8 protein-coding genes are annotated in these 12,306 nt (G+C 71.2%); 5 read left to right on the top strand and 3 right to left on the bottom strand.

The genetic code is table 11. The features are described 5' to 3' along the window. Positions 1-64: 64 nt before the first annotated feature. The 4 genes from PWG71_RS20805 to PWG71_RS20790 are packed head-to-tail and all read left to right on the top strand — an operon-like array spanning position 65 to position 6,978. Complete coding sequence (locus tag PWG71_RS20805; RefSeq protein WP_274811598.1) at positions 65-2,383, top strand: MMPL family transporter; 2,319 nt, start codon at positions 65-67, stop codon at positions 2,381-2,383. Next, entirely contained in the window at positions 2,370-3,548 is a 1,179-nt protein-coding gene (locus PWG71_RS20800) for an alpha/beta hydrolase (RefSeq protein ID WP_274811597.1), read from the top strand. Before PWG71_RS20805 ends, PWG71_RS20800 begins: the two co-directional genes overlap by 14 nt. After that, the gene (locus PWG71_RS20795; RefSeq protein WP_274811596.1) at positions 3,545-4,729 is read left to right on the top strand and encodes an alpha/beta hydrolase; all 1,185 of its coding nucleotides are present in this window, start codon (positions 3,545-3,547) and stop codon (positions 4,727-4,729) included. Before PWG71_RS20800 ends, PWG71_RS20795 begins: the two co-directional genes overlap by 4 nt. Positions 4,730-4,749: 20 nt before the next feature. Beyond that, complete coding sequence (locus PWG71_RS20790) at positions 4,750-6,978, top strand: MMPL family transporter (protein ID WP_274811595.1); 2,229 nt, start codon at positions 4,750-4,752, stop codon at positions 6,976-6,978. Between the two features lie 51 nt (positions 6,979-7,029). Here the strand turns inward: PWG71_RS20790 and PWG71_RS20785 are convergent, their stop codons facing one another. Continuing rightward, on the bottom strand, positions 7,030-7,491 hold the full coding sequence (locus PWG71_RS20785; protein WP_274811594.1) for a MarR family winged helix-turn-helix transcriptional regulator: 462 nt from the start codon (positions 7,489-7,491) through the stop codon (positions 7,030-7,032). A gap of 73 nt (positions 7,492-7,564) precedes the next feature. Between PWG71_RS20785 and PWG71_RS20780 the strand changes: the two genes are divergently transcribed. Then, positions 7,565-8,656: an NAD-dependent epimerase/dehydratase family protein gene (locus PWG71_RS20780; RefSeq protein WP_274811593.1), complete on the top strand. Its 1,092-nt coding sequence runs from the start codon at positions 7,565-7,567 to the stop codon at positions 8,654-8,656. A gap of 73 nt (positions 8,657-8,729) precedes the next feature. Here the strand turns inward: PWG71_RS20780 and PWG71_RS20775 are convergent, their stop codons facing one another. After that, complete coding sequence (locus tag PWG71_RS20775) at positions 8,730-10,823, bottom strand: 3-hydroxyacyl-CoA dehydrogenase NAD-binding domain-containing protein (protein ID WP_274811592.1); 2,094 nt, start codon at positions 10,821-10,823, stop codon at positions 8,730-8,732. Then, positions 10,820-12,019, bottom strand: a complete 1,200-nt coding sequence (locus tag PWG71_RS20770) for a thiolase family protein (protein WP_274811591.1) — start codon at positions 12,017-12,019, stop codon at positions 10,820-10,822. The genes PWG71_RS20775 and PWG71_RS20770 overlap by 4 nt, the downstream gene beginning before the upstream one ends. Between the last annotated feature and the right edge of the window lie 287 nt (positions 12,020-12,306).

Here is a 12,306-nt window from a genome sequence, read left to right as displayed (position 1 = left end):
GCGGCCGGAGATCTCCGGCCGCCACCGGCGGTTCCGCCCGCGCACGACGAACGGGGGTGACACGATGCTCGACGCGTTGACCGGCCTCACCACGCGCAGGCCCTGGTGGGTCCTGGCGATCGCGTTCCTGGCGGTGATCGGCGCGGTGATCCTGGGCTCCGGTGTCGCCGACCGCCTCCGGGCGGGCCAGGGCACCGAGGACCCGTCCTCGGAATCGGCCCTGGCGGCGGAGATCCTGGAGGACCACTTCCCCGACGGCAGACCCAACCTCATCCTGTTGGTGACGGCCGAGGAGGGCGTGGACGACCGCGAGGTCGCCGCCCGCGGACTGGGACTGGCCGAAGGACTGGCCTACGAGGACGCCGTCGCCGGCGTCACCTCCTACTGGCAGACCGGTTCCGACGAGCTGAAGTCCGACGACGGCACGCGCGCGCTCATCGCCGCGCACGTCTCCGGCACCGAGGCCGAGGCCGGGGAGGCCGTGGCCGACCTCGCCGAACGCTACGGCGGCGACCACGGGCCCCTCACCGTCGGCGTCGGCGGCCAGACCGCCGTCCTCAACGACATCGAGGCCACCATCGCCGAGGACCTGATCCGGTCGGAGATGATCGCCCTGCCCCTGACCCTGCTCATCCTGGTGTGGGTCTACGGCAGCGTCGTCTCGGCGACCCTGCCCCTGCTGGTCGGGGTGGTCTCCATCATCGGCACCAACGCGGTGCTGTGGGCGATCGCCGGATTCACCGACGTGTCGGTCTTCGCACAGAACCTCACCATCGCGCTCGGCCTGGGTCTGTCGATCGACTACGCCCTGCTCATGGTCCGCAGGTTCCGGGCCGAACTCGCGTCCGGGGCCGAACCGTCCGCCGCCACGCTCACCACCGTGCGCACCGCGGGACGCACCGTCGTCTTCTCCGCCCTGGCCATCTCGGCCGCCCTGATCGCGATGCTGTTCTTCCCCCTCTACTTCCTGCGCTCCTTCGCCTACTCCGGTGTGACGGTGGTGCTGCTGGCGGCGCTGACCTCCCTGATCGTCCTGCCCGCCGTGCTCACCCTGCTGGGCCCGCGCGTCAACGCGCTGGACCCGCGCCGCCTGCTGCGCCGAGGCTCCGCCCTCTCCCCGGAGGAGGCCGCCGACCGGCGCTGGGGCCGGCTCACCCGGACCGTCATGGGGCGCGCCCCCGTGTTCGCCCTGGTGGCCCTCACCCTCCTGATCGTGGCCGGACTGCCCTTCCTCCGGGTCGAGTTCGGCATGGCCGACGACCGCCAACTGCCCGCCGGGGTGGAGTCCCGGGAGGTCATGGACACCATTCGGACCGACTTCGGCTCCACCGCCACCGGTGCCGTGGACGTGCTCGTCCACGAGGCCCCGGAGGACACCGACACCGAACTGCTGGACGACTACGTCGGCGCCCTCTCGCGCCTGGACCACGTCGAGGAGGTCCGTTCCCCCCTGGGCGTCCACATCGACGGCGCCCACCTGCGTGAACGCACTCCCGTGGACGCCCTGCGCGAATCCGAGGACCTGGCCTACATCCAGGTCCTGCCGGACGCCGAGGTCGAGGACATCTCACCCGAGAGCCAGAACCTGGTCCGCGACATCCGCGCGGTCGACACCCCCCTGGAGGTCTCGGTCGCCGGCCAGGCCGCCGCCGTCGTGGACGCCCAGGAGGCCATCGCCGAGCGCATCCCGCTCGCCCTGACCGTCGTCGTCGCCGGCATGCTCGTCCTGGTCTACCTGCTCACCGGCAGTGTGCTCCTGCCCGTGCTGTCGGTGCTGTTCAACGCGCTCAGCCTCACCGCGATGTTCGGCGCCGTCGTCTGGGTCTTCCAGGACGGCAACCTCTCCGGGCCGCTCGGCTTCACCCCGACCGGGTTCATCGACACCGCCCTGCCGGTGCTCATGTTCTGCATCGCCTTCGGGCTGTCCATGGACTACGGGGTCTTCCTCCTGGCCAGGATGCGCGAGGAGTACGACCGCACGGGCGATCACCGCGCGGCCGTCGAACTCGGACTGCGGCGCACCGGCGGCGTCATCACCGCCGCCGCCGTCGCCCTGGCGGTCGTCCTCATCGTCATCGGCGCCTCGCGGGTGACCAACACGATGATGCTCGGCTGGGGCGTGGCCCTGGCCGTCATCGCCGACGCCACCGTCGTGCGCTGCCTCCTGGTGCCCTCGGTCCTGCGCATGACCGGCCGTGCCACCTGGTGGGCGCCCGGCCCGCTGCGCCGCTTCCACCGGGCCTTCGACGCGACCCTCGGTGAGAACGCGGCCGACCCCGCCCGCGTCCCCGCCGGGCCGTCACCGGTGGTCCCGCCCCCGGTGGCGGAACGCGACGCCGAACCCGTCCGAGAGAACGCGGAGGTGGCCCGTGCCCGGGACTAGGAACACCCTGATCGCCGCGGGCGCGGCCGTCGTCCTGACCGCCGCCGCCCTGATACTGCTCCCCTCCGAGGAGAACGGACCCGCCGCCGCACCCGAACCCACGGCCGAGGAACGCGCGCGGGCCACCGCCGAGCGCATGGCCGCCGCCGACATCGTCGACGTCCCGGTCCGCTTCACCGTCGTCAACCGCAACGACTCGCGGTTGCCCTGCAACAGCGACGGCGAGGAGTACACCCTGAACGGTCACCTCACCGGTCCGGCCGGAATGCTGACGGACTCGGACGACGACCTCGCCGTCACCGTCTACCAGCACGGACAGGCCGCGGGGGAGTGGTTCTGGCGGTTGGACGAACCCGGATTCCACCACACCGAGGAGATGGCGCTGCTGGGCCGGGTCTCCCTGACCCTGGACCGGCTCGGCTACGGGGCCGGGGACCGGCCGGACGGCATGTCGATGTGCCTGGGCTCGCAGGCCGACATGACCGCCCAGGTCATCGAGCGCGTTCGCGAGGGCGACTACACCGTCGAGGACTCCGAGACCGGACCCGACCGACCGCCCGCCTTCGACCACGTCACCCTGGCCGGGCACCACAGCGGTGCACAGATCGCCCAGATCACCGCCTACTCGTTCGACGGCCCCGGAGCCCCCGACGCCCTGGTGCTCCTGGGCTGGAGCGGCACCGGTCTGACCGACCGGGCCAACGCCCGTTTCTTCGGTGGCCTGGCCTCCTGCATGCAGGGCGGCGTGCCCGCCGACGCCGGGGCGGGCCCGCCCGGGGCCGAGGACACCGCCCCGGCCGGATACGCCTACGTCGACGTGGGTCGCACCTCCTACACCCGGGCGAACTTCCACGATCCCTCGACCCCGGTGGCCTCCCTCGCCGCCGGCCTCCAGGACCGCACACCCTGCGGTGACCTGGGCACCCAGGTCGAGGCGCTGTCCACCGACACCCGTCATCTCCACGGCGTCGAGGTGCCCGTCCTGTTCGCCTTCGCCGACGACGACACCCGCGTCGCCGACGGGGCCGACCACGTCGCGCTCTTCAGCGGGGCACCGGACACCGAGACCGTCACCGTGCCCGACGCGGGTCACTATCTCGTCCTCGAACCCGGGGCGGCCGACCTGCGCGCGGCCCTGGCCGACTGGCTGGAGGGACAACGGTGAACACCACCGGCACACCCCCGAACCGCGCGCTCCGACGCGGGCGCCCCGTCCGGGTCGCGGCCGTGGCGGTCGCGCTCCTGATCACCACGGCCGCCACGATCACCACGGCCGCCGCCCGGACGGTCCCCACCGCCCCGGAGCGGCCCGCGGCCACCACCCCCACCGCGATCGACCCCGTCGCCGAGAGGCCGGCCGAGACCCCGCCGGGGGTCGTGGACCTGGAGGTGGAGTTCACGGTCGACAACGTCAACCGCACCCGCGGACAGTGCTCCGCGGACGGTGAGGAGTACACCGTCCGCGGTCACCTGACCGCACCGGAGGCGGTCCTGGCCGCGGACTCGCCCTCCGTCGCCCTGCTGATCCACGGCACCAACACCGGTGAGTGGATCTGGCGACTGGACGTCGAGGGCCGCAACTACGTCGACGAGCTCGCCGAGCGCGGACACGCCTCGGTCACCATCGACCGCCTCGGTTACGGCTCCAGCGACATCCCCGAGGGGTTCGCCAGTTGCAGCGGTGCCCACGCCGACATCGCCCACCAGGTGGTGGAGCGGTTGCGCGCGGGGGACTACGAGGTCCGGGGCGACGACCCGGTGGCCTTCGACACCGTCGTCATGGGCGGTCACTCCAGCGGCGCCCTGGTCGCGGAGAGCGTCGCGGTCTCCTTCGGCGGCGTGGACGGCCTGTTCCTCACCGGCTGGGCGGCCGTCGGCATCACCGACGACACCAACCGCCGGTTCCTCACCGCCTACCGCACCTGCCTGGAGGGCGGGGAGGAGCACACCGACCCCGGTGACCCGCGGGGCTACGTGTACTTCGACCCCACCCTGGAGGACTTCGTCGAGGGAGGACTCGGACCCCAGGCCGACCCCGCCGTCGTCGCCGAGATCGAAGGGCTGTGGGGCCGCAACCCCTGCGGGGTCATGGTTTCCGAGCCCATGGCCATCCTCTACGACCTCGACCTGGTCGGGGAGATCGACGTTCCCGTCCACCTGGTCTTCGGTGCCCACGACGTGCTGCGTCAGGGGGTCGAGGGCTATCCGGGCCTCTTCACCTCCAGCCCCGACGTCACCGAGACCACCCTTGCCGACGCCGGCCACTTCGTCACCATCGACGCCGGCGCGGAACTCCTGTACGACACGGCTGCCGAATGGATGGAACGGCACGCCCCCACGTCTTGACCCTGGAAGGCGAGAACACCATGGCGACCTCATCGACCACCGCGCCACCCCCGGGCGCCGAAAGCCACGGCGGACCCCCGGACCGCCCGCCCCTGCTGGCCCGTCTCGGAGAGGCACTGGCCCGGCGCCCGGGACGGTTCATCACGCTCGGCATCGTCCTGACGCTGATCGGTCTGGTCCTGGCCGCGGGCACGATGGACCGACTGCTGCTCAGCCGGTTCGAGAGCCCCGGCTCGGAGTCCGCGCTGGTGGAACAGCGCCTGGAGGAGGGCTTCGCCACCGGCAAGCACCACTTCCTGCTGCTGGTGACCGCCCAGGGCGGTGACGTCGACGATCCCGCCGTGATCCAGGCCGCCACGGCCCTGGAGGACGAACTGGCCTCCCGGGAGGGCGTCGCCGAGACCGCCTCCTACTGGGGGCGCGGCGACTCCCCGGCGATGCGTTCCGAGGACGGCTCCCAGGCGCTCATCACCGTGCGCATGGAGGGGAGCGTCACCGAGGCGCGGACCGCGCTGGGCGAGATCTCCCCGGACTTCACCCGCGAGGACGACGTCATGCGGGTGGAGGTCGGCGGCGGGGACGAGATCTTCCGCCAGGCGGCCCTCCAGGCCCAGGCCGACTTCCTGTTGGCCGAGGCGATCATCTTCCCCCTGGTGTTCGTGCTCCTGTTCATCATCTACCGCCGGTTCTCGGTGGCCGCCCTCACCCTGGGCATGGGGCTGTTCTCGGTGATCACCACGCTGGCCCTGCTGCGCGGGGTCACCTACATCACCGACGTGTCCACCTTCGCCGCCAACCTCACCCTGGTCATGGGCGTGGGGCTGGGCGTCGACTACAGCCTGTTCGTCATCAACCGCTTCCGGGAGGAACTGGCCCGGGGCCGGGAGGTCCCCGACGCCGTGGCGATCGCGGTGGCCAAGGCCGGGCGCACCGTCGCCTTCAGCGGCCTGACCGTCGCCGTCGCGCTGTCGTGCCTGATGCTCTTCCCCTTCCCGTTCCTCCAGTCCTTCGCCTACGCCGGTATGGGCACCGTGGTGACCTCGGTGTTCGCGTCCCTGGTCATCCTCCCCGCCGCGCTGGCGCGGATCGGGCACCGCGTCCGGCCCAAGCGCGAACCCGACCCCGACCGCGGCTGGTGGCACGACACCGCCCTGCGGATGATGCGCCGCCCCGTGCTGTGGGGTCTGCCCGCCCTGCTCATCGTCCTGGTGCTGGCCGCTCCCGCGCTCGGGCTGAACTTCGGCCTGCCCGACGCCCGCGTGCTGCCCCAGGGCAATTCCAGCCGTGACGTGCAGGACCAGATCGAGACCGGTTTCGCCCAGGAGGAGATGGACGCCGTCCAGGTGATCGCGGATCTGCCCGGCACGGACGCCGAGTCGGACGCCATCACCGCCTACGCCGCCGACCTGTCCCGGGTCGAGGGCGTCTACCAGGTCGACGCCCTCACCGGCCGGTTCGTGGACGGCGAGCAGGTGGCCGAGGCGGAGCCGGACGCCCGGGAGAGGTTCGGCTCGGAGGAGGCGACGTGGTTCTCGGCGGTGCCCGACGCGGCCGCCCTCGGCGACGCGGAGGACCTGATCGAGCGCATCCGGGACGTGCCGGCGCCGGCGGAGGCCGAGATCGGCGGTTACCCGGCCGACCTCACCGACTTCCGCGGCGCGCTGCTGGGCCAGGTGCCCCTGGTGTTCGGTCTCATCCTGGCCATCACCTTCGTCCTGCTGTTCTTCATGACCGGGAGCCTGCTGCTGCCCGCCAAGGCGATCGTCCTCAACGTGCTCAGCCTCGCGGTGATGTTCGGCGTGATGGTGTGGATCTTCCAGGAGGGCAACCTGTCCGGGCTGCTCGGGTTCACCGCCAACGGGACCCTGGAGACGACCTTCCCGATCCTGATGTTCTGCATCGCGTTCGGTCTCTCCATGGACTACGAGGTGTTCATGATGTCCCGGATCAAGGAGGAGTACGACCTGACCGGGGACAACACCCGGGCCGTCGCGGCCGGCCTCCAGCGCAGCGGGCCGCTCGTCACGGCGGCCGCGGTCATCCTGGCCGCCTCGTTCGCGACCTACGCGGTCTCCGACGTGCTCTACCTGATGATGCTGGCGATCGGGATGGCGGTGGTGATCCTCGTGGACGCCACCCTCATCCGCGGTGTGCTCGTCCCGGTGTTCATGCGTCTGGCGGGTGACGCCAACTGGTGGGCGCCGGCGCCGCTCAAGCGGCTGCACGCCCGGTTCGGCATCTCCGAGTAGCGCGTTCCGCCGGGGATCGTCCGTCCCGATCCCCGGCGGCTCCCGTCCGGTTCACTCGAACTTGGTGACCCGGGGGTGCGCGTCGAGCAGCCGGCCCGAGAGCTCGTGCAGGGTCCGGACCTCCTGCTTGGAGAGCGAGGAGAAGAACTCCTCCTCGGCGAGGGCGATCGCCTCACGGGCCTTCCGCAACAGCAGCGACGCCTCGGGTGTGGGCGTCACGATGTAGCGTCGCCGGTCCTTCGGATTGCGCGTGCGCACGGCCAGCCCCTGCGACTCCAGGTCGTCGATCAGACCGACCATCACGTTCGGATCCACGCCCAGCGAACGGCTCAGCTCCTTCTGCGAGGGCTCGGACATCGCCTCCGCCGCGGCCAGTACGTGGAACTGCCGGGAGGAGATCTCCTGCGGGTCGAAGATGTCGGCGGTGACCGCCTGGACCAGCTCACCCAGTTTGATCAATCGGAAGCCGGTCGTTTGCCACAGGGGGGTGTCCCACCCCGACGCGTTCTCCATGCCCGATCACCCTCAAAAATTAATCATCGAAAAAGATTATATAAAAATTATACGATAGTTGGGATGTGACACCATGGCGGACACCGACGCGACACGACTCCCGGACAGGGAGAGGTCCCTGGTGACCGGGGCCACCGGCCTCCTGGGCGGCAACATCGTCCGGTTCCTCCTCGACCTCGACCAGGAGGTCGTCGCCCTGGTCCGGGACGTCGACCGGGCCCGCCGGCTGCTGCCCGACCACCCTCGGCTGCGCCTGGTCCCCGGGGACATCACCGAACCCGACACCTACCGGTCGCACCTGGCCGGGGTGGACGAGGTCTTCCACACCGCGGCCTACTTCCGCGAGTACTTCCAGGACCCCACACTCACCGAGCCCCTGGAGAAGATCAACGTGCACGGGACCGAGCTGGTCCTGAGCGCCGCGGCCGCGGCGGGGACCCCCGTGTTCGTGCACACGGGGTCCATCAACACCCTCGCCCTGCGCGGTCCCGACCGCCCGGCCGACGAGTCCACCCCGCCTCCGGAGAGGTACGCGCGTCCGACCGTGTCGGATTCCTATCCCACCAGCAAGGTGCGCGCCGACCGCGCGGTGGCCGCGATGGTCCGCTCGGGCCGGACCGGTTCCACCCGGGTCACCACGGTCCTGCCCGGATGGATGTGGGGGCCCGGGGACGCCGGACCGACCTCCTCCGGCCGGCTCTTCCTCGATGTGGCCAAGGGGACGGTCCGGGCCGTTCCGCGTCTGTCCAACTACGTGGTGGACGCCCGTGACGTGGCCCACGCCTGCGTCGCCGCGGCCAGGGTGGGCTCCTCCGAGCGCTACGTGGTGGCGGGGGAGAAGCGCTCTCTGCCCGCGCTGACCGAAGCGATCGCCGCCGAGACCGGGGCCCGCCCGCCCCGGGCGGTCCCCGCCGGTCTGGCCACGGCCGCCGCCGCACTCATGGAACTCCAGGCCCGGCTGAGCGGGGGGGAACCGACCGCCACCCGTGAGGGCGTGCGGGTCCTGCGTGAGGGGGACACCCGCAACATCAGCTCCGACCTGGCCCGCGGCGAACTCGGGGTGGGGTTCCGCTCCGTCGCCGAGACCATCACCGCCATGGGCTCCTGGTATCGGGGCCACGGCATGCTGCCCACCGGTCCGATGCGGGCCGGATCCGCCCGCTGACCCCCACGGGAACGGGCCCGGCACCCCGTGAAGGGTGCCGGGCCCGGCCGTGTCGGACGATGGTCCCACGTGGTCAGACGGCCTTCGGGTCACCCTCGTGGAAGGGCTTGCCGTTGACGGCCTCGGACACCCCGACCTTGTCCAGGTAGGGGGTGATGCCACCGGTGTGGAACGGCCAGCCGGCACCCGTGATCAGGCACAGGTCGATGTCGGCGGCCTCGGCCACGACACCCTCGTCCAACATGATCCGGATCTCCTTGGCCAGCGCGCGCAGCGCCCGGTCCAGGATCTCGCTCTCGGCGGAGGGCTCGTCACCGCCCACGAGCAGCTTCTTGACCTCGGGGTCGATGCTGAAGTCGGGCGCGAAGATCGCGGTCTTGCCCGCCTTGACGACCTCGGCCAGCTCGGGGGAGACCGCGAACCGCTCCGGGAACGCCTCGTGCAGGGTCTCCGACACGTGCAGCGCGACGGCCGGGCCGACCAGCTGGAGCAGCATGAGAGGCGACATCGGCAGACCCAGCGGGGCCACCGCGCGGTCGGCGGTCTCGGGCTCGGTGCCCTCGGACACCGCGCCCAGGACCTCGCCCATGAACAGGGTGAGCAGGCGGTTGACCACGAACGCCGGGGCGTCCTTGCACAGGACGGCGGTCTTCTTCAGCTTCTTGGCCGTGGCGAACGCCGTGGCCAGGGCGACCTCGTCGGTCTTCTCGCCGCGGACGATCTCCAGCAGCGGCAGGACGGCCACGGGGTTGAAGAAGTGGAAGCCGACGACCCGCTCGGGGTGCTCCAGCTTCGAGGCCATCTCGGTGATGGACAGCGAGGAGGTGTTGGTGGCCAGGATCGCCTCGGGGGAGACCACGGCCTCCACCTCGGCGAACACCTGCTGCTTGACCTCCATCCTCTCGAACACGGCCTCGATGACGAAGTCGGCGTCCGCGAAGGCGTCCTTGGTCAGCGAACCCGTGACCAGGGCCTTGAGGTGGTTGGCCTTGTCCTGGTTGACGCGCCCCTTCTTCAGGAGCTTGTCGACCTCGCCGTGGACGTAGGCGACGCCCTTGTCCAGGCGGTCCTGGTCCAGGTCGGTCATGACGACCGGCACGTCCAGGCGGCGGGCGAACAGCAGGGCCAGCTGACCGGCCATCAGACCGGCGCCGACGACGCCGACCTTGGTGACCTTGCGGGCCAGCGACTTGTCCGGTGCGCCGGCGGGCCGCTTGGCGCGCTTCTGCACCAGGTCGAAGGCGTACAGCCCGGCCTTGAGCTCGGGGCTCATGATGAGGTCGGCCAGCGCCTCGTCCTCGGCGGCGAAGGCCTCGTCACGGGTGCGCGTCCTGGCCTCGGCGACCAGCTCGACGGCGCGGGCCGGGGCCGGGGCGGCGCCGTGCAGCTTGCCCTCGACGACGAACCGGGCCATGTTGACCGCGTTGTCCCAGGCCTCGCCCTTGTCGACCTCGGGGCGCTCGACGGTGACGTCGCCCTTGACGACCTTGGCCACCCAGCGCAGCGACTCCTCGACGAAGTCGGCGGGCTCGAACATCGCGTCGGCGATGCCCAGCTCGAACGCCTGCCCGCCCTTGAGCATCTTGTTCTGGGCCAGCGGGTTCTCGATGATGACCTTGAGGGCCTTCTCCGCGCCGATCAGGTTCGGCAGGAGGTAGGTGCCGCCCCAGCCGGGCACCAGACCCAGGAAGGTCTCGGGCAGGGCCAGCGCCGGGACGCCCGAGGAGATGGTGCGGTAGGTGCAGTGCAGGGCCACCTCGACACCGCCGCCCATGGCCGCGCCGTTGACCAGCGCGAAGGTCGGTACGTCCAGCTCGCCGAGCTTGCGGAACACGTCGTGGCCCAGCTTGCCGATGGCCAGTGCCTGGTCGCGGTTCTGGAGGGCCGGGACACCGCTCAGGTCGGCGCCGACGGCGAAGATGAACGGCTTGCCGGTCACCGCGAGCGCCACGATGTCCTTGCGGCCGCGGGCCGCCTCGATCGCGGCGTCCAGGCTGAGCAGGCCGCCGGGGCCGAAGGTGTTGGGCCGGGTGTGGTCGTGCCCGTTGTCCAGGGTGATCAGGACGGCGGTGCCGGCACCGTAGGGGAGTTCGATGTCCCGGGAGATCGCCTTGGTGACGACCTCGTCCTTGAACAGCTCGCGCGCCTCGTCGATCGCGGTGCTCACTTGCCCCCCTCGTAGTTGGTGTTCTCCCAGAGCACGGTGCCGCCCATGCCCATACCGACGCACATGGTGGTGATGCCGTAGCGGACGTCGGGACGCTCGGCGAACTGGCGCGCGAGCTGCATCATCAGACGCACGCCGGAGGAGGCCAGCGGGTGGCCCAGCGCGATCGCGCCGCCCCACGGGTTGACGCGGGCGTCGTCGTCGGCGATGCCGAAGTGCTCCAGGAAGGCGAGCACCTGGACGGCGAAGGCCTCGTTGATCTCGATGAGGCCGATCTCGTCCATCGAGATACCCTGACGGGCCAGCAGCTTCTCGGTGGCCGGAACCGGGCCGACACCCATGACCTCGGGCTCGACACCGGCGAAGGAGAAGTCGACCAGGCGCATCCTGGCGCTCAGGCCCAGCTCCCGCGCGACCTCTTCGGCGGCCAGGATGGCGCCGGTGGCACCGTCGTTGAGTCCCGCGGCGTTACCGGGGGTCACGTTGCCGTGCGCGCGGAAGGGGGTCTTGAGGCCGGCCAGGGACTCCATGGTGGTGCCCGGCCGCGGCGGCTCGTCCTTGGTGGCCAGACCGTAACCCTGCTCCAGGGAGCGGACCACGACCTCGACCAGGTCGGGCTGGATCTTGCCGTCGGCGTAGGCCTTGGCGACCTTCTCCTGGCTGCGCACCGCGTAGGCGTCCGCGCGCTCCTTGGTGATGGAGGGGTACCGGTCGTGCAGGTTCTCGGCGGTGTTGCCCATGACCAGCGCGGTCGGGTCGACCAGCTTCTCGGAGAGGAAGCGCGGGTTGGGGTCGACGCCCTCGCCCATGGGGTGTCGGCCCATGTGCTCGACGCCGCCGGCGATGACCACGTCGTAGGCGCCGAAGGCGATGCCCGCGCCGGAGGTGGTCACGGCGGTGAGCGCGCCGGCGCACATGCGGTCGATGGCGTAGCCGGGGACGCTGCGCGGCAGCCCGGCCAGGATCGCGGCGGTACGCCCGATGGTCAGGCCCTGATCGCCGATCTGGGTGGTGGCGGCGATGGCCACCTCGTCGATGCGCTCCGGGGGCAGATCCGGGTTGCGGCGCATCAGTTCGCGAATGACGCGGACGACCATGTCGTCGGCGCGCGTCTCGGCGTAGAGGCCCTTGCCTGACTTGCCGAACGGGGTACGGACCCCGTCGACGAATACGACATCGCGGGCGGTTCGCGGCACGATGGCCCCTCCTTCTCCAAAGCGTGGGATGGACTGTCAAGCCCATGCTACTCGTCAGTAACAAATTGTGCGAGCGCCGGGCCCGGCGTTGTCGCGCGGATTTCCCGGGGGTGTCGGTCCTCGCTGCCGTCCCCGGTCCCCGGTGGGCGTCACCACCGGTGCGACGTGCGCGAACGCGAGGCGCTCCCGCCCCGGCGGACACCGGGGCGGGTTCGAGTATGTAACGGACGCCGCCCCGGACGGGGGAGGGCGCGGTCCTCGCCGGGCGGGCGTCGACGTCCGGGGCG

It is taken from the genome of Nocardiopsis sp. N85 (assembly GCF_028882275.1).
In the GTDB taxonomy this organism is placed as follows: domain Bacteria; phylum Actinomycetota; class Actinomycetes; order Streptosporangiales; family Streptosporangiaceae; genus Nocardiopsis; species Nocardiopsis lambiniae.
This window is presented reverse-complemented; position numbering and strand designations above follow the sequence as displayed.

Bases quoted from the DNA above. Each gene is read 5' to 3' on its own strand.
- PWG71_RS20790 (WP_274811595.1), top strand. From the start codon at position 4,750: ATGGCGACCTCATCGACCACCGCGCCACCCCCGGGCGCCGAAAGCCAC.
- PWG71_RS20805 (WP_274811598.1), top strand. From the start codon at position 65: ATGCTCGACGCGTTGACCGGCCTCACCACGCGCAGGCCCTGGTGGGTC.
- PWG71_RS20785 (WP_274811594.1), bottom strand. From the start codon at position 7,491: ATGGAGAACGCGTCGGGGTGGGACACCCCCCTGTGGCAAACGACCGGC.
- PWG71_RS20780 (WP_274811593.1), top strand. From the start codon at position 7,565: ATGGCGGACACCGACGCGACACGACTCCCGGACAGGGAGAGGTCCCTG.